Source organism: Aquiflexum sp. TKW24L, assembly GCF_023502205.1.
Taxonomy (GTDB): domain Bacteria; phylum Bacteroidota; class Bacteroidia; order Cytophagales; family Cyclobacteriaceae; genus Cognataquiflexum.
Genome location: NZ_JAMFLG010000037.1, coordinates 18,574 through 43,376, shown reverse-complemented (window position 1 = coordinate 43,376; position 24,803 = coordinate 18,574). Strand labels below are relative to the sequence as shown.

General features: G+C 39.6%; 22 protein-coding genes. 15 read left to right on the top strand and 7 right to left on the bottom strand.

The genetic code is table 11. From position 1 onward, the window contains the following. Positions 1-615 precede the first annotated feature (615 nt). Complete coding sequence (locus M3O96_RS18355) at positions 616-1,716, bottom strand: AI-2E family transporter (RefSeq protein ID WP_249722955.1); 1,101 nt, start codon at positions 1,714-1,716, stop codon at positions 616-618. A gap of 503 nt (positions 1,717-2,219) precedes the next feature. On the opposite strand from M3O96_RS18355, the gene M3O96_RS18350 reads away from it, so the two are divergent. From M3O96_RS18350 to M3O96_RS18315, 8 genes are all read left to right on the top strand, one after another. Further along, positions 2,220-2,975, top strand: a complete 756-nt coding sequence (locus M3O96_RS18350) for an LOG family protein (protein ID WP_249722952.1) — start codon at positions 2,220-2,222, stop codon at positions 2,973-2,975. 108 nt (positions 2,976-3,083) lie between these two features. Beyond that, positions 3,084-3,410, top strand: coding sequence for a DMT family transporter (locus tag M3O96_RS18345; protein ID WP_249722950.1), 327 nt, complete (start codon positions 3,084-3,086; stop codon positions 3,408-3,410). 386 nt (positions 3,411-3,796) lie between these two features. Further along, the gene (locus M3O96_RS18340; RefSeq protein WP_249722948.1) at positions 3,797-4,264 is read left to right on the top strand and encodes a hypothetical protein; all 468 of its coding nucleotides are present in this window, start codon (positions 3,797-3,799) and stop codon (positions 4,262-4,264) included. A gap of 5 nt (positions 4,265-4,269) precedes the next feature. Next, on the top strand, positions 4,270-5,046 hold the full coding sequence (gene ku / locus M3O96_RS18335; protein ID WP_249722947.1) for a non-homologous end joining protein Ku: 777 nt from the start codon (positions 4,270-4,272) through the stop codon (positions 5,044-5,046). An 11-nt stretch (positions 5,047-5,057) separates the two neighbouring features. Further along, on the top strand, positions 5,058-7,649 hold the full coding sequence (ligD, locus tag M3O96_RS18330) for a DNA ligase D (protein WP_249722944.1): 2,592 nt from the start codon (positions 5,058-5,060) through the stop codon (positions 7,647-7,649). Positions 7,650-7,803: 154 nt separating this feature from the next. Beyond that, complete coding sequence (locus M3O96_RS18325; protein ID WP_249722942.1) at positions 7,804-8,283, top strand: hypothetical protein; 480 nt, start codon at positions 7,804-7,806, stop codon at positions 8,281-8,283. A gap of 20 nt (positions 8,284-8,303) precedes the next feature. Beyond that, positions 8,304-9,440: a sensor histidine kinase gene (locus M3O96_RS18320; protein WP_249722941.1), complete on the top strand. Its 1,137-nt coding sequence runs from the start codon at positions 8,304-8,306 to the stop codon at positions 9,438-9,440. Next, entirely contained in the window at positions 9,437-9,856 is a 420-nt protein-coding gene (locus M3O96_RS18315) for a response regulator (RefSeq protein WP_249722939.1), read from the top strand. Before M3O96_RS18320 ends, M3O96_RS18315 begins: the two co-directional genes overlap by 4 nt. A 165-nt stretch (positions 9,857-10,021) precedes the next feature. On the opposite strand, the gene M3O96_RS18310 is transcribed toward M3O96_RS18315, so the two are convergent. The 4 genes from M3O96_RS18310 to M3O96_RS18295 form a co-directional block, all read right to left on the bottom strand. Further along, positions 10,022-10,447: a response regulator gene (locus M3O96_RS18310; protein ID WP_249722937.1), complete on the bottom strand. Its 426-nt coding sequence runs from the start codon at positions 10,445-10,447 to the stop codon at positions 10,022-10,024. 222 nt (positions 10,448-10,669) lie between these two features. Further along, positions 10,670-11,095, bottom strand: coding sequence for a response regulator (locus M3O96_RS18305; protein ID WP_249722935.1), 426 nt, complete (start codon positions 11,093-11,095; stop codon positions 10,670-10,672). Positions 11,096-11,506: 411 nt separating this feature from the next. Next, entirely contained in the window at positions 11,507-12,703 is a 1,197-nt protein-coding gene (locus M3O96_RS18300; protein ID WP_249722933.1) for an MFS transporter, read from the bottom strand. Positions 12,704-12,771: 68 nt separating this feature from the next. Then, positions 12,772-13,368 carry a Crp/Fnr family transcriptional regulator gene (locus M3O96_RS18295; RefSeq protein WP_249722932.1) on the bottom strand — a complete coding sequence of 199 codons (597 nt, stop codon included), beginning with the start codon at positions 13,366-13,368 and terminating at the stop codon, positions 12,772-12,774. A 278-nt stretch (positions 13,369-13,646) separates the two neighbouring features. Between M3O96_RS18295 and M3O96_RS18290 the strand changes: the two genes are divergently transcribed. The 3 genes from M3O96_RS18290 (at position 13,647) to M3O96_RS18280 (ending at position 17,135) form a co-directional block, all read left to right on the top strand. Continuing rightward, entirely contained in the window at positions 13,647-14,189 is a 543-nt protein-coding gene (locus M3O96_RS18290; protein ID WP_249722931.1) for a glycosyl-4,4'-diaponeurosporenoate acyltransferase CrtO family protein, read from the top strand. A gap of 686 nt (positions 14,190-14,875) precedes the next feature. Continuing rightward, positions 14,876-15,925: a cobalamin B12-binding domain-containing protein gene (locus M3O96_RS18285; RefSeq protein ID WP_249722930.1), complete on the top strand. Its 1,050-nt coding sequence runs from the start codon at positions 14,876-14,878 to the stop codon at positions 15,923-15,925. A 1-nt stretch (position 15,926) separates the two neighbouring features. After that, a complete protein-coding gene (locus M3O96_RS18280) occupies positions 15,927-17,135 on the top strand; it encodes a sensor histidine kinase (protein ID WP_249722929.1) in 1,209 nt (402 codons plus the stop codon). 158 nt (positions 17,136-17,293) lie between these two features. On the opposite strand, the gene M3O96_RS18275 is transcribed toward M3O96_RS18280, so the two are convergent. Further along, the gene (locus M3O96_RS18275; RefSeq protein ID WP_249722927.1) at positions 17,294-17,701 is read right to left on the bottom strand and encodes a fasciclin domain-containing protein; all 408 of its coding nucleotides are present in this window, start codon (positions 17,699-17,701) and stop codon (positions 17,294-17,296) included. A gap of 442 nt (positions 17,702-18,143) precedes the next feature. Between M3O96_RS18275 and M3O96_RS18270 the strand changes: the two genes are divergently transcribed. The 3 genes from M3O96_RS18270 to M3O96_RS18260 are packed head-to-tail and all read left to right on the top strand — an operon-like array spanning position 18,144 to position 19,346. Beyond that, the gene (locus M3O96_RS18270; RefSeq protein ID WP_249722925.1) at positions 18,144-18,782 is read left to right on the top strand and encodes a peroxiredoxin; all 639 of its coding nucleotides are present in this window, start codon (positions 18,144-18,146) and stop codon (positions 18,780-18,782) included. Positions 18,783-18,793: 11 nt separating this feature from the next. Further along, positions 18,794-19,108, top strand: coding sequence for a thioredoxin family protein (locus tag M3O96_RS18265; RefSeq protein WP_249722923.1), 315 nt, complete (start codon positions 18,794-18,796; stop codon positions 19,106-19,108). Further along, on the top strand, positions 19,089-19,346 hold the full coding sequence (locus M3O96_RS18260) for a DUF6952 family protein (RefSeq protein ID WP_249722921.1): 258 nt from the start codon (positions 19,089-19,091) through the stop codon (positions 19,344-19,346). Before M3O96_RS18265 ends, M3O96_RS18260 begins: the two co-directional genes overlap by 20 nt. Before the next feature lie 210 nt (positions 19,347-19,556). On the opposite strand, the gene M3O96_RS18255 is transcribed toward M3O96_RS18260, so the two are convergent. Beyond that, on the bottom strand, positions 19,557-23,783 hold the full coding sequence (locus M3O96_RS18255) for a chitobiase/beta-hexosaminidase C-terminal domain-containing protein (RefSeq protein ID WP_249722919.1): 4,227 nt from the start codon (positions 23,781-23,783) through the stop codon (positions 19,557-19,559). Between the two features lie 455 nt (positions 23,784-24,238). Between M3O96_RS18255 and M3O96_RS18250 the strand changes: the two genes are divergently transcribed. After that, entirely contained in the window at positions 24,239-24,769 is a 531-nt protein-coding gene (locus tag M3O96_RS18250) for a DUF6586 family protein (RefSeq protein ID WP_249722918.1), read from the top strand. The last annotated feature ends 34 nt before the right edge of the window (positions 24,770-24,803 follow it).

The following is a 24,803-nucleotide window of genomic DNA, read 5'->3' as shown; positions in this document are numbered from 1 at the left end:
CCTGAAAGGGCGAAAGAAATTAATTTAAAAAATATCCTGCTTTTACCGCAAAGGACTCGATGGTTTCGCTAAGGGGTGCAAAGGATTTTGAACTTCCCTGTTTTTGGCGAAAACCCTAATTCCCTTTTTAAATTTCTTCTGCCAAAAACCGGAATTGTCTTTTTTTGCTTTATCCCCGAGTTTCTCCTGATAGCTATCGGGATCACTCGGGGTTATTATTATTTGATCCCTTTGGGATCGGTCTTCGCCACCGCGTCGCCAACGTTTGTGTCCCCACAAACATTCCGCATTCTGAATCATTCATTCTATTCGGCTAAAGCCCTAATGCCTCTTTTCATTTTTTCAACCACCAGCTAAAGCAGGTGGCAATTCAGCTAAAGCAGATGGCAATTAACCATTGACAAGCTGCTACTTAACTCCATTCATTATTCTTTATTCTGAATCATTCATTCTATTCGGCTAAAGCCCTAATGCCTCTTTTCATTTTTTCAACCACCAGCTAAAGCAGGTGGCAATAAAAACCAAGGACACGCTGCTACTGAATTTCATTTATAATTCAGAATTATTAATTCATCATTCTGAATTTCTCATTCTTAATTCATCATTCTGAATTCTTCATTTTTTCTCGCTTCTCGCATCTCGGCTCTCGCTTCTCGGATTTAAGCGGATTGTATTGTCTGAGTTTAGCCATCCGGCAAATAGTTTGTAACCGATAGACATCACTATAGCTCCTGTGAATAAGCCGATAAAACCGGAAAATATAAATCCTCCAATCACCCCAATAAATATGATTAGCATGGGCACGGGTGCTCCTTTGCCTAGCAAAATCGGTTTGAGAACGTTGTCCGACAAACCCGCAACTACCAATAAGAAAGTCCAGACGGTTGCCGGCATCGGCTCCTTAGTAGCAAACATATAAATAATGATGGGGAGCGTAACCAGTATTGCCGGGATTTGGAGGATACCAAAAACAAGCACAATCAAGGTCCATATACCTGCATAGGGAATCCCCGCAAGCGTAAACACTATACCATGCAAAATCCCGACAATCAAAGCGACACCTAATACGCCTTTGACCACATTGCCAACCGTCATCAATGTCATATCTGCAAATTCATCGCCTTTGTCTCCGGTCAACTTTCTGAATAGTTTACGGATAGATTCCCCAACTCCCCCGATGACCAAAAGAAAACCTGCGATAATAAGTGCCACAATTATCTGAAAAACCCCTCCCAAGGCACCCAAAATTCCTGACACAATTTTTCTCCCAACATCAATTATCTGGTCTTTATAGGCGACAATGGACTGCTCCAAATTGTCAGAAGCTGACTGCCACAGATCGTAAAAGCGCCCGCCGATGATAGGCCATTCTTTAACCTTTTCGGTAGGCGGGGGAATTGTCAGTGTCCCGCTGCTGAAACTTGCCTTGAGTTCTTTGACTTCATCCACAAGTGAAATAATCATTAATACCGTGGGAAGAATTACTATGGACAATATGGAAAAAACGATCAGGAACGATGCTAGTTTAGGCTTGCCCCCAAGCTTAAGGGCAAATGATCTATGCAAAGGAAAAATTGCCATTGCCAATATCAGACTCCACATCATAATATTGACAAATGGAAGCATAATCAATATGCACCAAACGACTATCAACATCAAGATAAATAGCCTAATAACGGTGTCGTAAATTGTCTGGGTTGAAATTTTATTTTCCATAACCTTTTCTTAGAAAACCAAAAGTTGAATTTTAATTATTATGTACCTACAAGGCTCATTTCTATGAATTTACCAAGCCATAGAAATGACATATTCTCTCTGTACAATAGTTAAAATGTCAGTCTAATTGTAGTAAAGAAAAATGACACGGGTCATAAAAACTAGTGGTATTGAGAAATCAGAATAATTTTCTCCCAAAAAATTTTTCAAACCTTTGTAAGTACTCAAGAAATAGGTTTTTGAAGAGCCTCCACCACTGTTTGTGTCTTCACAAACATTCTGAATTATTCATTCTTTTTGGCTCAAGCCAAAATGTCCACTTTTCCTTTAATCAAACACCTATTAAAGCAGGCGTTAACAAAAACTAAGGACACGCTGCTTAACTCCAATCATAATTCATCATTCTGAATTCTTCATTTTTTTTTAGCTCCGCCAATGTTTGTGCTACCTAAGAACAATAAATTTTCCATGGCAATTTTCAAAATTATAAATATGTTTACTGCATGATTAAAGAACATGTAAAAGGATTTTCGCCCTTGGTCAATCCTGAAGAGGAAGCCTTTTTTGCCGGACCCCAGACCAGATGGAAAGATTTCAAATTTCTTATCAAAGTGATGATGGAGTTTATCCGGGGATTTCGGATGCTTCATTTTGTAGGGCCTTGTGTGACTGTTTTTGGTTCGGCTCGGTTTGAAGAAAATGATAAATTCTACAAATTCGCAGTCAAAGTAGGCGAAAGCGTTAGCAAGATGGGATTTACGGTGATGACCGGTGGTGGTCCGGGAATCATGGAGGCAGCAAACCGAGGGGCCAAAAATGTAGGAGGTAAGTCGATCGGTTGTAATATCATCTTGCCTTTTGAGCAGCATCCCAATCCCTATTTGGACAAATGGATGGACTTCAATTTCTTTTTTGTCAGGAAAGTGCTGCTTTCAAAGTACAGCTATGCTTTTGTGGTGATGCCCGGTGGATTTGGAACCCTGGATGAATTTTTTGAAGCATTGGTATTGATCCAAACCAATGTCATGAGGCGGTTTCCGGTGGTATTGATGTGCAGTGATTTTCACCATGACCTTTACAATTATATCCAGCATATGGCGGATTATGGCACGATCAATAAAGAAGACCTAGAATTATTTTTACTGACCGATTCGGTGGAGGAAATGGAAGACCATATCCGGAAATACGCCATCGATAGTTTTGGTCTTCGTAGAAAAACAGTCATCAAGCCCGCTGCTATTTTAGGCGAAAAAGAGTAAGGTTGTCACTTCAATGCATGGGCAATTAGGAGCTTGGATTTAATTTATTTACTTCCTACAAATTTTTCCATTCCTTCCATTGACGACCTTTGCACAAAAATAAATCAGATGAATTGGATCGTATTGATTATTGCGGGATTGTTTGAGGTGGCTTTTGCTTTTTGCTTGGGTAGGGCAAAAGAAACCTCAGGTAATGAAATGTATTTATGGTATGGTGGTTTTGTAGTAACCCTTGGGATCAGCATGGGGCTGTTGATCAAAGCTACCCAAACGTTGCCTATCGGAACGGCTTATGCCGTGTGGACGGGTGTTGGGGCAGTTGGGACGGTTTTGATTGGGATTTTTATTTTCAAAGAGCCGGCTACTTTTCTTCGCTTATTTTTTCTGATCACATTGATCGGGTCCATTATCGGTCTCAAAGCCGTTGCCAATTGAAGCGAGGATTATAAATTAATATGGAGAAATCTAAAGTAATATCACGCAGAGAGCGCGGAGAATATCACTACCAACGGTTGTGTCACTCATTCTTAATTCATCATTCTTAATTTTTAATCGTCCCGCAGATATCGCAGATTTGCGCAAAAACGGTAGCGGGACCATTTTTGTATCCCTCTCCAAATGTTGGCTTTCTACACTTAATGCTCGCTAAAGCCTGTCGGCATTTTTGAGGTATTCCCCAAGTCCAACATTGCCAATACTTTATCATTTTTTGATATGAAAACAAGGTACAAGATTAACTATAAGTCACTAACAATAAATCATGTAATTTAATGATGCGTTTGTGTAAAGGACTTTATAGAAAAAAGATATCCTTTGCATTTATGAATCTAAAACCCATCATAAACTCCACGGTAGCAGGAACTTCATCCATGACACTTTTTAGTTATCTGGTGTCTGAGAAGAAGGAGGAGAATTTTAGGGAGCCACTTGTTCTGGCGGATTTAATTTCGAGACTTAGCCCCAAGATGCGGAAATCCGATGCCGCAGTAGACGGATGGGCACTGCATTATATTGCAGGTTTTGGCTTCTCTTCCCTCTATCATAAGCTATGGAAATCCGGTAAGGTTAAGCCCGGAATTCTTTCGGGAAGTTTATTGGGTGCCGCAAGTGGCCTAGCCGGTATATTGGTTTGGAAGGGAGTATTTAAGCTTCATCCCAATCCTCCTGCCAAAGATCTGAAGAAATACTTTGGGCACTTGATGCTTGCGCATGTGGTGTTTGGTGCATTTGCCGGTATGGCTTACAAATCAAAAGTAGAAGAGAAAAAATTCATTCAAGAATCAAAATAATAGTTATGCGGGCAATTTGGACAGGTTCTATCAGTTTCGGATTGATCAATATTCCGATAAAAATATATTCAGCCATCGAAGAAAGCCGGTTGGACTTGGATATGCTCGACAGTAAAGATCACTCGAATATCAAGTTTAAAAGGGTAAACGAGATAACGGGTAAAGAAGTCGAATATGCTGACATTGTCAAAGGCTACAAAATGGGGGATGACTATGTGGTGTTGGAGAGTGAAGATTTTGAAGCAGCCGATGCTGAAAAAACAAAAACCATTGATATCCTCAGTTTTGCTGACAGCAAGGAAATCGACAGTATCTATTACGAACAACCTTATTACCTCGAACCGGACAAATCAGGAAATAAGGCCTATGCCTTGCTCCGTGATTCGTTAGAAGCATCCGGCAAAGTCGGTGTCACTTCATTTGTCATGCGAAACAAAGAAGGATTGGCTGTTTTGAAGCCTTACGGCAGTGTCATAGTGCTCAACCGGATCCGGTTTGTGCAGGAGATACGGGATATATCAGAACTGAAATTACCTCCGGTGTCCAAGTCCAAAACCAAAGAAATTGACATGGCTGATAAGCTGATTGATCAGCTGACAGAAAAATTTGACATTGACAATTACAAGGATACTTATACGGCAAAACTTTTGGAGATCATCAAAGCCAAAGCAAAAGGCAAAAAACCTGCAAAATCCAAGATGAAAGTGGTTCACAGACAAAGTGACGATTTGATGGAAATGCTCAAAGCCAGTTTGGCAGAAAAGAAGACCAAAAGTGCTTAATTTTTTATGATATGGGTTTGTCAAAATACAATGAAAAGAGAAATTTCAACTCCACCAAAGAGCCTGAAGGGGAGCTAAAAAAAACAGGGGAGGAGTTACTTTTTGTTGTTCAAAAACACGACGCCAGAAACCTGCATTACGATTTGCGATTAGAGTTTGACGGGGTTCTGAAAAGCTGGGCCGTACCCAAAGGGCCTTCCCTAAATCCCGATGATAAGCGCCTTGCCATTATGGTCGAGGACCATCCCTTCAGCTACAAGGATTTTGAAGGGGAAATTCCCAAGGGCAACTATGGTGCAGGCCATGTGATTGTGTGGGATACCGGAAGCTACACCTATCCTGATGCGGAGAATCCCGAAGAGGCCTACCAAAAACTGAAAAGAGGTTTTGACAAAGGGCATTTGGCGCTTTGGCTTGAGGGAGAGAAATTAAAAGGCGAATTTGATTTGGTACAATTAAAAGGCAAAGAAGACAATGCTTGGCTGCTGATCAAAAAGGAAGACAAGTTCGCCAGCAAAACAGATGTTTTGAAAAAGGGGAAATCTGTCTTGTCTGAACAGACTTTGGAGGAAATGCAGCAATTACCTTCCAAAAGCGAAACTAAAAAAACAACAAAAGCAAAATCTACCTCTTCTACTAGCAAAACCACAGCAGCTTTTACCAAACCCATGTTGGCGGAGACGGTAGAGGATCCATTTGACAAAAAGGATTGGATATTTGAGATCAAATATGATGGCTACCGCACCATAGCTGTGGTCAATGAAGATAATGTTGATCTTTTTAGCCGTAACGAACTATCCTTCAATACTTTGTTCAAATCCATTGCCGATGAGTTAAAAGGATTAGGTCATGAAGCTGTATTGGATGGAGAAGTGGTCATAGAAGACAGCAAAGGCCGTTCTGATTTTCAGTTGTTGCAAAACTTTAAGAAAACAGGCAAGGGAACGCTTAAGTACTATGTTTTTGACCTCTTGCATTTAGATGGCAACAGTATACAGGGGTTAGACTTATTGAAAAGAAAAGAGCTTTTAAAAATGCTGCTCTCCAATCATGACAATAAGCATATCCTTTACTCTGATCATATGGAGGAAAAGGGAATAGATTTTTTGAACGAGGCAAGCAAAAAAAACCTTGAAGGCATCATTGCCAAAGACGGAAACAGTGTGTACCGGGTAGGACGCAGAAGCAAGGAATGGCTGAAGATCAAACTCCTCAATCAGGAAGAAGCCATCATCATCGGAATCACAGAGACCAAAGGTTCACGCAAGTATTTTGGATCCGTTTTACTTGCACAGTACCATGGTAAAGAACTGAAGTACATTGGCAACTGCGGCACGGGATTCACTGAAGCTGATCTTAAGGATTTGTATCAAAAATTCGAACCTCATTTCACCGATTCTTCGCCGTTAAAGGAAAAGGTAAAAATCATCCGTAAAATCCAATGGATGGAACCGAAGTTTATCGCTCAGGTAAAATTCACGGAATTTACCCAAGATGGAAACCTAAGACATCCGGTTTTTCTAGGATTGAGGACAGACAAAAAATTAACCGAGGTGCAAGCCAACTCCAATCAAATAACAGTAGCGAAAGATTCACCAGAAAAGCAGGAAAAGCCTGCTGCCAAAAGCAAAAGCAAACCAAACGAGAAAGCTCCCAAGGAGGAAAAAGAAAAGCCATCAAAGCCTGAGAATGACCGAAGTGTCAATATTGGCAAAAGGACATTGCAGCTTACCAACCAAAACAAAGAGTATTATCCCGGAGAAGGCATTACCAAAGGTGACTTGGTCAATTATTACAGTGAAATAGCAGAAGTCATGCTACCTTATTTGAAGGACAGGCCACAGTCCATGAACCGATTTCCCAATGGAATCGACGGGCAGAGCTTTTATCAGAAGAATGTCGAAAAAGACAAAATTCCTTCCTGGCTAAAGACCTTTGAAGTCTATTCCGAATCCACAGAAAAAAAAATCGATTACCTGATCTGTAATGACAAGGCAACATTGGTTTACATGGCCAATTTGGGGTGTATTGAAATCAATCCGTGGAATTCGACCATCAAAAACCTGGATAAGCCTGATTGGGTCGTGATAGATTTGGATCCACCCAAAAAAAACCCTGATTTCAAAAATGTAGTAGAAGCCGCCCTTGTGGCAAAGGAAATTTTGGATGGATTGGAAGTGCCATGTTATTGCAAAACATCAGGGGCGACGGGATTACATGTCTACATTCCCCTCGGAGCACAATATGATTATGAGACTGGCAAGATATTTGGTGAGCTGATTGCCCAAAAAGTAAATGAAAAACTTCCCAAAACCACCACGCTCAAACGCCCATTGGCACAAAGAAATAATAGAATATATGTAGATTATTTACAAAACAGGCAGGGGCAAACATTGGCGGCACCTTACTCTGCCAGGCCTAAACCCGGAGCTACGGTCAGTACGCCTCTCGAATGGGCTGAGGTCAATCCATCACTCTCTCCTTCACAGTTTACCATCAAGAACGTTTTGAAACGTATTGAAAAAAAAGGCGATCTGTGGGCGCCTGTGATAGGCAAAGGCATCGACATCCTGAAGGTAATCGAATCGATGGAAGGTAAGTAACAGCTCTGAATATGAATCATATGAGACCTCACTCATTATCAAAAAAACAATTTATTGATCTTGAAAGCCCGGATTAACAGGTTTTTTCATCCGCTTATCTTTAGTTTTAAATTGTAAATAAATTTATATTTACTTAAAACCAATCGTAAATCCCATGGAGCAAGTAACTGAATTTTTTTCAGAATTATTTAACACAGATGACTGGCCGGCACGCTGGGTTTGCGGCGAATGGACATCGTTTCACGGTTGGTTATACATCACGAGTGATATAGCCATTTGGCTGGCTTATTTTGTTCTTCCGGCCATTATAATCTTCTTTATTCAAAAACGGCATAATCTCCCCTTCCTACCGGTTTTCTGGCTTTTCGGAGCTTTTATTATCCTATGTGGGAGTACGCACTTGATCGATGCGGTGATGTTTTGGTGGCCTGCCTACAGGTTCAGTGCACTTGTGAGGTTGGTGACGGCCATAGTGAGTTTGGTTACGGCGTTTGTGCTTATACGGGAACTTCCAAAATTGGTGGCAGAGCGTCCTGAAGATGAATTGAAAATCTATCAGATGGAAAAGCAGATCAAATCGTACGAAACGGAAATTGAGAATTTAAGAGAAAAATTAAATAGGAAAACAACCTGATGATCTCCAAAAAAAAATCGATGATGCTAGTTCAAAATGCTACTTTGATTTTTGTAGCAGGGGTGATAGCGGGAGTCATTTTTTTGGTGGACTTGAATACAAATAATTCGGTTTCGGTGGCATGTATGTATGCTGTGGTGATTTTGTACAGTTGGTTATTTCCAGGGAAAGATGCCAGCGTTTATACTGCCATTGTCTGCAGTATCCTGACTTTCATGTCGGTCTTTCTTTCAGAAGAAGTAGTCGCCAACTCGAGTGACCTGTCCAATTTCAACATGGTCATTGCACTTGTAGTGATCTGGACCTGTGTGACACTTGTATCCATAGCAAAGAGTAGTTTTGCCAGTATGGCTGGGATTAACGAGCAACTATCTATTAGTTCTGCGGAATTACTGGAAAAGGTGAAGGAATTGGATGTACAGCAACAGTTGTTATCAGATCATAAAAATCAACTTGAACATCTTAATGCTGACTTGATTCTTAAAAACAAGGAACTTGAACGTTTTACAAGTATTGCCAGTCACGATCTTCAAGAACCCCTACGAACCATTGGTAATATGACCGTTTTGATCTCAAGAAAGTATTATAGCCACTTTGACGATCAGGGAAAAAAGATTTTGGATTATGTCACCTCAGCCACCCAAAGGATGACCGTCCTGATTAAGGGACTCTTGGAATTTAGCAGAATCGGGAATAACCGAAAGATCCAAATGGTGGACTGTGAAGAACTGGTAAATACCATTGCTTTGGATTTTGGTTCAGCACTTCAGGTAGGTCATGGTACAATCAAGATCAGGCAGCTTCCCTTTGTGATGGGAAATCCTATAGAGCTTCGGATGCTGTTTCAGAATCTCATCAGCAATGCCCTGAAATTTAGAAAGTCTGATGTAGCTCCCATAATTGAGGTATCTGCCCAGGATATCAATTCCCATATAGAGTTTTGTGTGAAGGACAATGGGATAGGGATCGAAGAGCGTGATTATGATAAGGTCTTCCTGATTTTCCAACGGTTACATCTCATGGAGGATTTTGAGGGTACAGGCTTGGGCCTGGCTTATTGCCGTAAGATCGTCGAGCTTCACGGTGGAAAAATTTGGATTGATTCACAAAAAGGGGTGGGTACTTCTTTTTATTTTACTTTAAGAAATACGATATGAAAGGGAATAACCGCAAATTGGACTGTGTCTTACTTATTGATGATGATGAGGCGACTAACTTTTACCATACTATTGTTTTGGAAGAAGAATGTGAAGGGTTGTATATACAGTCGGTAAGGTCAGCCAAGGAGGGACTTGACTTTTTGCTTCGCAAGGGTAAATATGCAAACACACCCCAACCGGGCATTATTTTTTTGGATATCAATATGCCGGGTATGACAGGTTGGGACTTTATTGCAAAATACAATGATTTGTCAGCTGACATACATAAGAGGGCAGTAGTGGCGATGCTTACCACCAGTGATAATCCTGATGACAGACAAAGGGCTTCTGCCCTCCCGGCAGTGATAGAATTTGTACACAAGCCTTTGACTGCAGAAATATTCAGGAAAGTAATGGAAGAGAATTTTAATTAGACTGGTTGGGTAATTGTCCCTAGCTACCTTTTCCATGCCTACCTGCAATGCTAAGGGAAATAGGGGCTGGTATTATGCTTAACACCAACAAACTGATTTGAAAGTGTTGGCCAGATTATGGCGTACTAATCGTGAGAGGGGTACTTTGATTAGATGATAGGAGATTTATTTGACGTAATTTGGTGCCACACATTTTGACCAATATTCCATAATTATCATAATGGTTTCTTTGATTTCTTTATAAGAATTAGGCTTGATAAAAAACCCCTGAACGGATTTTGAATAAGCATCCACAATGTATTTTTGTTCGGAGGTGGTAGAAAAAAACAAAAAGGGGATTGATTTTACTCTTAATTCCTCATTTTCCTGAATTTGCTCTCTGAGTTCCATGCCGTTTAATTTTGGCATGTTGATGTCAGAAAAAATTATAAATGGATCCTCTTTGGCTTTAGTCAGATATTTTAATGCTTCTTCTCCATCATTAAAAAACATTACTTCATTGGGGTAGGAAAGTGATTCAAATATTTCTTTCAAAATATCCTGATCATCCCAATCATCTTCAATAATTATTATTGGTCCTTTTCTGTTCATTTTTTATATTGATTTTAGTCCGAGAATTCTAATTAATATTACACTTTCACATTTCAGTAAGTTACTCATTTTTTGGATGAATAGCCTTTTTTATGGATAATAGACTGCGGACGGTAGGAAAGGAATCCGTGCAGCTATCAGGAATGAGGTTCCTAATACTTTAGCCTTTTGCAAAAAATCATATTGAACCGCCAGAGATGGTAGAGGGTAAAAACAAAAAAATTATTTAATATAATTTGGAGCGACACATCTTGACCAATACTCTACCACTATCTTAATGATGTCTTTAATTTCATTGTAACTATTAGGCTTAATGAAGAATCCCTGAACAGATTTCGAATAGGCATCGATGACGTGTGCTTGTTCGGCTGTGGTTGAAAAAAACAGGTAGGGAATTGACTTCAAGCGCATACTTTCATTCTGATGAATTCTTTCTCTCAGTTCCATGCCGCTCAATCTTGGCATGTTGATATCAGAAAAAATTATAAATGGATCAACAGGAATTTCGGTGAGAAATTTCAAAGCAGACTCCCCGTCAAAGAAAAACATAATTTCATTGGGATATGCCAATGATTCGAAGACTTCTTTTAAAATTTCCTGGTCATCAGGATCATCTTCGATAACTATAATAGGTCCTAGTCTATTCATTTTTATTTTAAAATTAAGAATTATCTAACTTTTGCCAATTTATAAACTTTATTTTTAGGCTGTTTTGAGAGTATCCCAATATTTACTGCAATGCTTCTCTCAACATTTCGTGCAAACATACAAATAATGATCGGGCCAAGTATATTCATTTTGAAACCCCAATTACTTCTAAGCAGATTTACGCAGAATATAAAACGCAGTCGCTGCCAATGTTATATCTCCTCAAACAATCCAAAATCTTTGCCGCAATGGCCGGGGTTGTCTTACCCGAAATTGCCATCGATTCCCTTGGTTGCACTGGGAGACCACAAAGTGGTCAAAACTTTCAATAGCCACGGGCTTCTGCCCATGGAAAAAACATCCGATTGATATAGACCTATTTTATTCCTCATTACCCTGCGCTTGGGAAAGCTATTCCATCCTAACCGCGATCACCACAGCCGAAATTACCGTCAACCCTCCAATGGCCAAAATTGAAATATCTATCCCAAACGAATCTGCGATCAGACCTGTGAGAATTGCCCCGATGGCATAACCCAAATCTCTCCACAACCGAAAGATCCCAATACTTTTTGCCCTGTCTTGGGGATGGGTATTTTCGGCAACCGTGGCAAGAAATGTCGGATAGACCATGGCTGTTCCCCAACCCAATACTGCAGCCAAAGCCACATAATGCGTCATGCTTTCGGCAAAAAGAAATAAACCCAATGCGATGCCCTGCAGCAGCATTCCGATAAAGAGAAGGTACTTTTTATTGAAAATATCAGCCATCTTCCCGGTAAAGAGCTGTCCAAATCCCCAAACCGCAGGATAGACAGCAGTGACGACCCCGATTTGTTCTAGATTGAATCCTTTGGTAGCGAGTAATATTGGAAAAATCCCCCACGCCATCCCATCATTGAGGTTATTGACCAAACCTGCTTGGGTGACAGCACCTAGGTTTGGGTTTTTCCAGGTAGTTTCCCAAAAAGGATTTTTCAATTTTGGTACTTCAGAAAATGAATTCTCAGCCTCGACATGCTTCCGGGTGTCTTTGATAAGAAAAATGGAACCAAATAAACCCAATAGGGCAAGGCCTATACCAAGGTAAAAGGGGTATGGTCTCAAGCCATATTCTGCTGCAATGTATCCTGTCAAAAAAGCAACCAAAGCCACAGCAAGGTATCCCGCAAACTCATTCAAACCCATGGCGAAACCACGCTGTTTTTCGCCTACAAGGTCAATTTTCATGACTACGGTACTGCTCCAAGCCAAACCCTGATTTATTCCAAGAAGGATGTTTGCAGCGACTATCCAGTCCCAACTGGGGGCAAACATCAGGATGAAAGGTACTGGAATCCCAAATAGCCAACCGATGGTAAGCAGATTTTTTCTCCCTACTTTATTGGCAAAAACACCGGCAAAATAGTTGGTGATGGCTTTGACAATACCGAAAACGACGATAAATGAAAGGATGGCTGTCTTGGCGGCGATGTGAAATTCCTGTTCGGCAATCTGTGGCAGGATGCTTCGCTCCAGGCCCACCATCCCGCCAACAAAGGCATTGATGATGACTAAGAGTGTAAATTGTTTCCAGTTTTCTTTGAGACCGAGTTTGACTTGATGCACTTTCCTATTATTTGACTACGCAAAATTCGGGGAGGCTCGGGTCGATTCCTTTTACAAATGTTAAATAATCATCGCAGGGCGCGGATTCGGCTGAGGCTTACTTGGGTGATGCCGAGATAGGAGGCGATATACTTTAGGGGAATTCTTTTCAAAAAATCGGGGGATTCCTGTGTCAGGGCATGATACCTTTCCTCCGCAGAATGAAACTGAAGACTTTCAATCCTGTTGACAGTTTCGACATAGGCAGATTCAAAGATTTTGCGGAATAGACGCTCTATGTCAGGGAATTGATCATACAGGTCAAACAACAAGGGAGAGCTTATTCCAATAAACTCTGAATCTTCCAAAACCTGTATGCCTTTCCTGCTAGGCTTTCCGGTAAAGAGACTTTCCACCCTAGCAATCAGGGAATTTTCAAAAGCAAAGGATTCTGTAACATCCGTTCCGTCTTTGTAGTAGTAGATCCTTGCAATTCCTTTTTTGACAAAATAAATGGTGCGGCATGTATGTCCGATAGACTGCAGGTCTTTGTTTTTCGGAATTTTGGAAATGTTGCAAATGGCTTCAATTGCGTCCTTTGCTTCATCGGAAATCCTGTGAAGATTATTGAAATAATCAAATAAGGGAGAATATTCTGTATGAAGATGGGGGCTATGGTCTGTCATTGGGACCCTAAATTTAAACATCTCAAATAGAATAACAATGCCACTATTACCAAGCCGAGGGTAACAGTGATGTGAAAATTCCTTTGGTGCTAGTTCCCCTAGCAATGGAACAGACCCGGGGTATTTCACACAAAGTATTGTTTTATACAAAAACTCAGGGCTTTTCTACTTCCTGATAGAATGATTGCACTTCCCAAAAAAATGGTTTAGTTTGGGTACTGGCTTAATTGTTCTCAAAAAGAAACTACTCTCTCATGCTTAAAAAGATATTTTTTCCAATGATTTCCATCTTTTTGGCTTACAATACCTACAAGCTCATTCTTGTATTTGACACTGTATCCCCTGACAAGTTATCTTTGTTGCTAAGCTTCATTTTAGCGGTATTGCTCAACCTCTTCATTACAGGAATTTTCGCTTTTGTAGGATTTGCCTACCCAAGCAGCAGACTTCTGCCTGACTCGTATTATAAGATCAAAAACCCAAAAGCATTACACCTCGCATACAAACTTTTGGGAATTAAATTCTTTAAGTCATTTCTATTGATGGCTTTTTGGGGCAAGGAAAAAAATAGAAAAAAATACTTTATCGGAACCAAATCCGGGATCCAAAATTTTGACTTCCAGACAAAACAATCAGAATTCGGGCATTTAGGGGGTTTTGTTACGCTTCTGATCGTGTCATTTTTTCTCCTCCTGCGCGGGCATTTGGTCACATTTGCGCTGACGATGGTTTTGAATATCATTGCAAATCTTTACCCTATCATTTTGCAGCGGATGCACCGGGTTCAAATCCAAAGATTGTCAAAGTATATTAGGTCCTAATCATGGAATGCCGTAGGGGATAATATTGCCAATTTTTAGGTCTTTATAATTCATTCTACTGTGGCTAAAGTGTAAATTTAAACCAAGGACAAGCTGCTACTGAATTTTATTCATCATTTATCGTTCTTAATTTTATCCATTCTTTTTTGGTTTAAGCCTAAAAGCCTGTTTTATTCAATGAATCACAGCTAAAGCAGGTGGCGATTTAAATTAAGGACATGCTGCAACTGAATTTCAATCATCATTTATCATCTGCTAATCGGAATGCCTCCTATCCGAATAACAATTTTGGGTAAATGAAAATTTTCTTCTGCAAACAAGATTAAAATGCTGTATGTCATTATGTAGTATGATTTTTGTCATAGGGTATTGAGAGGCTTATTCCGATTTTACAGCATTAAGTAATCAGCGGAGGATATGTTCAGAGAACTGAAAAAGATTGGCAGCAAACACTGCTGTACTGCTATCCATATTTCAGGTTCTCCTAAATTAAACCAAAACCAACCATCATGATCATACGGTGGAAATTAGCTCAAGATGGTTTCATACTTCACATCTACCATGAGCTTTCAATAGTGAAGGAAGAGGTCTAAAGGTTTACAATTTTCTTTTTGGTCATAAAGGGGATTGATGTAAGCACATTACAGCGAGGATGTAAAGAAAAACGAACCCTTGAGCAATCGACAATGAACCCTTTGAATTTGCATTTATTTACTGAAAAATCTGTAGAGCTGGCTAATTATATCGTTGCGCTACACCGCGAGAGCAATCCCAAACTGCATACAGAAGATAGTTCAAAGGAACTCCTGAATATTGAAAATGCTGTTTTTCATCTTAAATTTTTGGAAGAAGCTTTGACCTTAGGCTTTCCTGAACTTTATATCAATTATAATATTTGGGCTGCAACACTATTGGAATCAAGGAATATTCCTAAAACAGACATTCTTAATTACCCTGAATATGTGCAGCAAGCTGTATTTAAAATACTTGGCAGTGAGTTTTCAGATTCCACAAATGAATATATAAAGTCTGCAAAAGAAAAACTCCAAGAAAGTAGACAAGAGACATTGTCTTATTTCACAGCGGATAACCCCTTGAGGAAAGAGGCAATATCCTATCTTGATTATTTGTTGCAGGGAAACAGGACGGAGGCAACGCAATTGATTACAGCACTGATTGATCAGGGTGTTTCGATCAAGGCTATTTATCAATATATTTTTCAGGATTCCCAATATGAAGTAGGCCGATTGTGGCATTGCAATAAAATCAGCGTTGTTCAAGAGCATTATTGTACCGCTGCTACCCAATACATTATCTCAGGGCTTTACCGACATATATTTTCTCCGACCCGGAAGGGAAAAACAATGGTGGCCTGTTCCATCCATGGGGATTTGCATGAGTTTGGCATACGTATGGTATCTGATTTTTTTGAAATGGAGGGATGGGATACACATTACCTGGGCTCGCAGATGACGGATATTCAATTGGAGGAAGCCTTGGAGGAATACAAAGCAGATGTTCTCGCCATTTCAGTCACCCTTCCCATCCATGTGAGTAGGACAGCCTCATTGATAAAAAAAATACGGAGCAATGAGCATTTTAGCAATTTAAAAATCATGGTTGGCGGTTACCCTTTTTTGACCCATCAGGACCTATGGAGTAGGATGGGTGCAGATGCTTTTGCCCAAAATGCTGATCAGGCCATTTTAAAAGCTAATCAATTGGTAAATCTCTAACATGGAAAAAAATACAAAGGAATTTAAAATAATCCTGTCATGTAATAAAGATGCGATAGTGGAGCAGGTATTTTTGGACACAGGGTCTTTCTTGGAAAACTTAAAACTGCCTGTGGCCTTGTATAGTATTTTTTCACAGGAGTCTATATCTGATTTGGGGAGTTTATGGCTCACTATTCTAGAAAAATCCATGGTGCGGGATACAATCCTATCTATGAATCATGACGGTAAAACCATCGATTTGTTATTCTCCGGCTATTTGTTGGATGAAAAGGTTTTGCTCTGCGGAAATACTGAATTGAATTCCAATGCAAAAGCATTGCGTGAATTGATGCTGATTAATAATGAGCAGGCGAATCAGATCAGGTTATCGGAAAAAAAGGCGGATAAAATCCTGAATAAAATTGAGAAAAGTGAATTGGATGATGTTTTTTTAAATGACTTTACTGCACTCAATAACGATTTGATTAACAACAAACGTGATTTGATGCGAAAGAATAAAGAAATCGAATTATTGAATAAAGAATTGAAAGATGTCAATGAGAACATCACCATGTTTTCTTATTCACTTTCCCATGATTTAAAAGAACCTGTTAGGATGATCAATTCCTTTTTATCCATGTTTCAAAACAAGTATGGAGACAGTTTGGATGAAAAAGGACAGCGCTATATCAATCAGGCCTTGGATGGCGCTGACAGGCTGAGCAAAATGATGGCGGATTTATTGGAATACCATCAATCTTCCAATTTTGATGCCACCGGATCTGTAGATCTGAATGAGGTGATTTTGGAGGTGAAGAAGATTCTTCAGAAAAATATCGAAGAAAAAAATGCCCAAATCATCAGTAAAAAATTACCTGTCCTACAGGGGTCCTACACCGGGTTTTTGCTGGTATTTCAAAACCTTATTTCCAATGCAATTAAATTTGTACCTGAAGAGATAATTCCTATTGTTTCCATTGATGTCAAAGAAAATGAAACCTATTTCACCTTTATGGTAAAAGATAATGGGATTGGAATCGTTGAAAATCAAAGAGAAGAAGCTTTTCATTTGTTTAGACGTCTCAATTCTCCGAAGGCTTATGAAGGAACCGGAATGGGGCTGGCCATGGTCAAGAAAAGTATTGGAAGAATGGGGGGAGAGGTATGGATAGAATCTGAGGAGGGAAAAGGAACCACGGTTTGTTTTACCATCAAGAAAAGCTCATAAAATGCTGAATAAATAAATGCTGAATTAAGAATGCTGAAAGAGTGTTTCATTCATCATTATTCACTCATCATTCTTAATTTTTTTTCAAATTATCTAAAGCAAAAAAGCCCCGCTTTGGACAGGGCTTTTTGGTAATGATTGATTTAGCTTTCTATAAATTAAGCAGGCATTATTACTTTATTGATGACGTGAATCACGCCATTATCGGTCTTAATGTCAGCATTTACTACTTCAGCATCATTCACAAATACTTTTCCATCTGTTAAATGGATTGTAACTTCTGCACCATTTACCGTGGTAGCAACCATACCGTCAGACAAGTCGCCTGACATTACTTTTCCTGCAATTACATGATACGTAAGAATACCTTGCAACTGAGCTTTATTTTCAGGTAAAATCAAAGATTCAACCGTTCCTTCAGGAAGCTTTTCAAATGCTGTATCAAGTGGTGCGAAGACAGTGAAAGGACCGTCACCAATCAATGTTTCTACTAATTCGGCAGCAGTCACCGCAGCTACCAAAGTTTTAAATGAGCCGTTTTCAACGGCAGTTTCTACAATGTTCATAAAAATTTGTTTTAAAATGTATAGATGAAAGACTTTGTTTATCGCCTTTGTTCATAAGTTTTGGAATGGTAATGATTTATTCACGAGAGGTAGTTAATACTTACCTTGATGCGTATAAAAACTTTTTACAAAGATTAAGATGACTCTCAAAACCAAAAAAAAGGGATGGCATGGAAAGATGATGAAATCCAATTACTTTTAAGAACCTTACTTTTAAAATCGGAGAATCTTTAGGTTAGCCTCAAAAAATATTTAATAGGTTACTTCTTCATTTACCCAAACAATGAAATAAGTATTTGGCTTTAAACAGAATAAACAATCAAGTGCCGGGTATTTTTCATTTTTGTTAACAATAGGACGTAATCGTTGCGTATTTTTTATTAATTCAATGTATGAACACCCTTGCCTACAATTGTGTTACATTTTTATAAACGAATAAATTATGTCCTATACAGGTAAAAATTTCCCAAGTCTTAGTGTCAATGCCATGAATGAGATGGGTGACACGTTTAAAATTAATGTTTTTGAGAAGGCTGTAAAAGAGAGAAAAAAAATTCTTCTTTTCTGGTACCCTAAGGATTTCACTTTTGTGTGTCCAACAGAACTCCACGCCTTTCAAGAAGCCTTGCCTGAATTCGAAATGCGGAATACCATATTGATCGGTGCCTCATGCGATACACCGGAAGTCCATTTTGCATGGTTGAATACTGCCAAAGACAATGGTGGTATCGAAGGCGTAACTTATGATATATTGGCAGACAGCAATCGTAACCTTTCTTCGATATTGGGTATTTTGGATATCCAAAAAGTGGAATATGACCTCGATCTTAAGTCTCATTTGATTACAGGCGATAATGTAACCTATCGTGCCACCTATTTGATAGATGAGGATGGTTTGGTTTTCCATGAAAGTGTGAATCACATGCCTTTGGGACGGAATGCAAATGACTTCATCAGGTTAATCGATGCTTATACCCATGTTCAAGAAAAAGGGGAGGTTTGCCCGGCAAATTGGGAAAAGGGAGATGAAGCCATGAAGGCTGATCGAGAGGGAGTAGCTCAATACCTTAGTAACCACTAAAAAAAAACATCATGGTAGAAGAAATAACAGAAGATAATCTGCAGGCCATCGTTGAAAGCAACGAAAGGGTTGTAGTACAGTTTTCCGCAGGATGGTGTGGTAACTGTAAGGTGATGAAACCTAAATTCAAACGTTTTGCCTCTGAGCACGAGGACATTTCCTTCGTCGTTGTAGATGCCGAAAAGTTTCCAAATTCAAGGAAATTAGCAAAAGTGGATAACCTACCCACCTTTGCATCCTATAAAGGAGGGTCGCTTTTGAATCAGATCCAGACCAACAAAGCAGAATTACTTAAAGGACTTATAGATGAGATTGCCAGTAATTAAGCACATTCTTACCTTCACTGACAAAAATGATACTGATTATATCAATCAGACCATCAGTTTGTTAGAGCATATTGCAGAAGCAAGGGGAATCAAAGATGAGGAATTAGACACCATCGGAGAACTTCTTTCAAATATGTACGGTGCGATTGAGGTACAAAATATGGTCAAGGAAGGTATGCCACTTCGTGATGCGTTGAATTCATTTATGAAACGAGTAACGGGGTCGATAGACAGTTGAGACTTGCTTTAGAATTTCCCTAACTGATAAATGGTTTTAAATCATACTCATTAAAGGATTTATAATTTTTGATGGATCGGGTTATCGGTCCATCATTTTTTTTTGGAATAAATCAATGTATCAGCCTAAAAGCTTTTAACTAGATTAAGTGGATTAAAAAAAAATCAGCCCTTTGAGGGCTGACTTTTTACTATAAATGCAACCTGTATTTTATTTTACTTGTAATCTTTCTACAGAAGTGATTCCGGCTTGATCAATGATATAGATCAGATAAATGCCTTTCGCTAGGTTGGAGACATCAAATTGTACGATGCCACTTTCCGTAATGACAGATTGGATAAATAAGCCATTGGATGTTCTCAATTCTACATTTTGTAAACCCTCTACTTTTCTGAGTTCAATATAAACCAGTTCTGAAACGGGGTTAGGGAATACGCGTACTTTGCTTGAGTTTCCGTTTGTCGGGAATGAAAACTCTTCTGAAGTAGCTGTACATCCCTCTGCATCTGTGATCTGGACTGTATATATTCCAGCTCCCTGAATCCTAGTATCATTCACAGAAGTAGTTGCGATCAAAATACCGTTTTTGAACCAATCATAAGTATATGGCCCTTCGATGGTGAATAACCTGGAGCTTTGGAAACCGATAACAGGGATTGGAAGTGTTTTAATCGCGATAGCAACAGATTCAGTGGCGATTGGATCACAAATTTCCGAGTCGATTACAGCCCTTACCAAAGTAGCTACTATCAGATTTTCAATGATGATGCTGGTTAAACCTTCACATTGGTCGAGTAATGTCCATGTGGTACCATTGTCAATGGAAGTTTCCCATGCTAAAACACTGTCAAATCTTCCACCGATTAACTGGATTTCCACACTGTTTGAGCCCGCACACACCTCAGTCTGAGAAGTGATCAGAGTTGGCTGTTCCAAATCACAAAAGAAAATAAACCGAGTTTCGACCGCCAAGTGATCTGAGGTAGTATTGTTATAGTTAGGTATCAAATCATAAGGCGCAACAATCCTTTCTGAATTGACTATCCAATTTTCCCTCAAATCATTTGAAATGATCTGATGGTCAATTACATCCTCAAAGCTCGGGAATGTTCTCAAGCCGGCATTGCTTAAGCTGATGGTGATCGGAACATAATTTTCAGGATCATTGATGTAATTAATGAAGGAGGTCTCCGAAGTGTTTACCGTAGCGGCGGCCTGATCTGCCACTGTTTCATCCAAGTCATCATTGAAGTCTCCCAACAGAATCAATTGCTTATCGCTGTAGTAGGCATCCAAAGAATCTTTCAAGACATTCACATCATACCTTCTCATGGCATATCGCGGATTTACAGCACTTTCTCCACCACCATTAGACCTTGTATGTACATTGATTAAGGTGATGTTCTGTTGTACTCCATTGATATTGGTTTTGATATCCATCAAGAACGGCAATCTACCAGATGCCCAGAACCTGTCCGGCCTTGAAGGGTAGTTGACCAGCATATCTGGTTTTACACCTTTCAGCAGAACTTTTGTCCGCAAAGTATCCACAGTCGCAAGTTTAAAGAGGTAAGTAAGCTTTTGCGCTTCTTCCGCAAATTCTCCAGGAGCGGAAACCGCAGGAGACACGGCCATGCCATATGCAGGGAGTGAGGCAACCAATTCCTTGAATTTGGCAAGAGAGGTAATTTCTTGGAATGCATAAACGTCTGCATCCAAGTCCTCAATGATTGTTTTCACATTTTGCAATTGCAAATCAACATCACTTGGACCTTCTCCCGGATCATTCGATCCAAACCACTCGATATTCCAATTTACTACATCGAATGTTTGGTCTTTATTGATTGTAGCACCTGTTAGGTAACCTCTGTTGACATTGATTTCCCCACTTTCAAACCTGATCGGTGATGCAAAAGCACCTTCAGAAGTTGGAGTAAATCTGACTTGAACCGATTTTTGTTCAGTCAATTCAGCCACAGAATATGTCAAGCTAGCACTGAATGTTAATCCATCTTTGGAGAACTCAAATCCTTCTCCGCCTGTAATACTCAAGTCAGCTACCGGATTGGAAAGGTTAAAATTGAATGTTCTGACCGTAGTAGAGTTGCCACCTACGGGAACAACTCCAAAATGCCAGTAGTCCACATTTCCAATGCTGTTGGAGAAGAATGGTTGGGCAGGAACTTCTGAGCTGAATAAGGAGAAATCATCCAAAGTCCATCTTGCTGCACCCGTTTCAGGGGAGGAATTGTAAACAAAAGCAACCCTTACGGTCTGTCCCGAATACTCACTCAAATCAACCTGACCTGAGAAAGACCAAACATCTCCTGAGGCAAACCGGTCGCTCAATTCAGTCCATGTGGAGGCATTCGGATCGCCACTTGTATAGTTGGTTGAGATCAAGAGCTTCAATCTAGGGCCTTGGAATGCTACCCTGCTCCAGAATGTCATCAATGGAATGTTGAATCCTGTCAAGTCATAAGGGGCGCTAATCAGCCAATCTTGGTTGAGTACTGCACCACCCGAGAAGCCATTGATTTGAAGACCAAATGGAGCGGAAGCAGTTGGGGTGGTCCCTGCTCTACCAAACGTGGTACAAGCCCAAGCCTGAATACCGTCTACACTGATGGCTTGCCATCCCGCCGGTAAAGCAGGGCAGGTGTTATTGAAGTTTTCAGAAATATTGAAAGGATCAAATACAGATCCTGTCACACTTACGGACACGGTAGATGAACCTGCGGTTTGATGAGAAATGGAGGCATTAAATACCCCGACTTGGCTATTATCCAATCTGACAAACACAGTTTTGGCTATGCTCAATTCGGCTAAAGTGAATTCAATGGAAGGAGTGAAGGTATCACCATTCTTGGATACTGAATATTTTTCAGGAGCTGTTATGGTAACGCCACTTTCAAGATTCTCAGCTGTTAATTCATAAGATAGAACAGGGGAAGCATCTGCCAAACTTACTCCACCAAAATCCAAAGAAGATGGATTGGCAGTCAAGCCAGGGATTATAAGATCTTCGGCATTTTTGGCAACTACACTGAGATCAGCAATACCTATCTGTCTACTGCTACCGGTAGTATTAAGACCCCTATCTGAAGACCAAGTAATAGTTACCAGCGCTCCCGGCAGGATATTTAAGTCAGAAATGATGGCTTTTACTTTTAAGTCTTCTCCTCCGGCTGTGCTGTATGCTAATTGGGGGTAGGTAATTTCATTAACAACTACAGTCCAGTTTGGAGTTCGTGCCTGGTCATTTCTTCCAACTCTACCCAAGTAGGATATTTCTAAAAAGTTAATAGTTTTTCCCGTTGTGTTTTCTAAAGTCAAAGTAGCTGTCAATACCCCTGATGAACCTGTATGCTGGTATCCAAGTACATTACCACCTCTAAAGCCTCCTGCAGTACCTGAATCAAAAAGTCCATTGTAATTATTAACATTACCTGAACTTTTGAGGTCCCATTCATTATTCGCTCCGAATTTGGTGACTGGGTTGCTCAAATTGTTAAAATCCGCAAAACTTTGTGTGTATGGAATCCCTGAAGAGGGAACCGTTAACAAATTGATAGTGAATTCAGCTGATGCAACATCACTAGGTGCAAATCCTTCTGCGATGGAAATAGCAGATACTACTGCACTTGCTTCAATTAGGATAGGTGAGGTGTATAATGTACTAGATAAGTTCGGAGCACTGGCATCTAATGTGTAGTATATACTTGCTCCGGTTGTGGTAGAGGAAAGTGAAACAGTTTGTGCAACTTCAAATGTCCCGCCATTTGGATTGATGATTGGGGTTGCGGCTGGTTCTAAAGCTTCACCGATTGCAATACCTTCAATAAAAATATCATCTATTCTATTGGTACCAGTAGATGCAACTGTGCCTCCATTAATACTTACGTTTGTTGATTTTATCCATCTTAAGAAAACGGTTTCTTGATTGGATGCTGCTGCCGGAATAGGCAAAGAAGTAACAGTCCCTGAATTGAAATTTAGACTACTAACACTAATACTACCTCCGGGAAGGGCAGCCCAAACTTCACCATCCAAACTATAATCAATTCGAAAATCTTTTGGGCCTGTATTTGAACCTTGCTGCTTGCTAGAAATACTTAGGCTTTCGAAACCTATTGTATTGACTTTAACTTGCCAATATTTATCTATTCCAACGGCTTCCTGCCATCCATTTGCATTTTTAGCGGATGTACCTGTTCCTCCGGATCCAAGGACATAGGTTGTGAAATTGATATTCTTAAGACTGATTATTTGAATTCCGACATTGTTGATGTTTCCCTGATCTGCAAAAACCCGGTCAGAAGTATTAGTTGACTCGAATGTCCAACCTGCAAGTACTGAGGTCTGGGCTTGTGCACTAAGCGCACCCATCATCAAAGTAAATGCAAGTAAAATTGTCCTGCGTAAATAGTGTATCATAATAACATCGGTTTTAATGGATTAATTTTTTTGTAATTGATTTTGGTAAGCCAAAAATAGAGCCTTCCTAGGAAACAGGACTATTGCTGTTGTTAACAAATGGTTATATAAAGAACTAGGGAACGTTGGTGATTTAGCAATAAAAAAACATCTTTTATTTGATTTAGGATTAAAAAAAAGGCACCGCTACTAGCAGTGCCTTGTTCCTGAACAGATGAAAAAATACCTATGAAGAAATGCCAAATGTACAGTCCATTTCCATCAATATCCCATTTGAATGATTATCAAATTACCGTCTTTTTTGACTTTCTTTAGTCGTGTTTTAACAATACAATAATCCAAAGTCACACCGACTAATCCGGTTATTATCTTATATTTTAATAAAATCACTTAACATTGGGCTTTAGTCTTTTGATAATGAGTAATTTTGGAGAGAAAATACATAAACAATGAAAATGAAGCATTATACACCCTTGAAAGAGCTTACTGAATCAAAATTAAAATATGCTAAACTGTACCTAGATGAGCTTAAAAAGCCGGAAATAAAAGGTTCAGAAATTGAAAAAGCACACCAATATTCCTTTCTTTTTCATCTGAAAGGTGTTATGGATGCGTTTTTGTTAGAAATCAACGAGATCTATGGGCTAGGTCTCAAGAAAAAACACCTTACCATTGATAGCTTAAAATCCTCCAAATCTGATTCTAAAAAGCCAATCAAAGAGGGTAAAAAGCTGGGTAAGCTCATGGAAAAAGAGAATTGGCTTTCAGAATTGAAGTCATTCGATCCCAATAAATTGAATGCAGTCAAAAAAGTTAAGAAATCTAAAGAGACAGATGAACCTGCAAGCGTAGTGGAGGAGAAAAACCCCATCTCAGTTATCTCCATCCAGGAAAAGTTTGAAGATTGGCATGCAAAAATGGAAACATTGATTTCTGAACTTAGGGAATCGGCATTGGAGGCAAGTGGGAATTCGCTAAAAAAATAATATACTTATTCCTAAGCCCTATTCCACGGCTCTC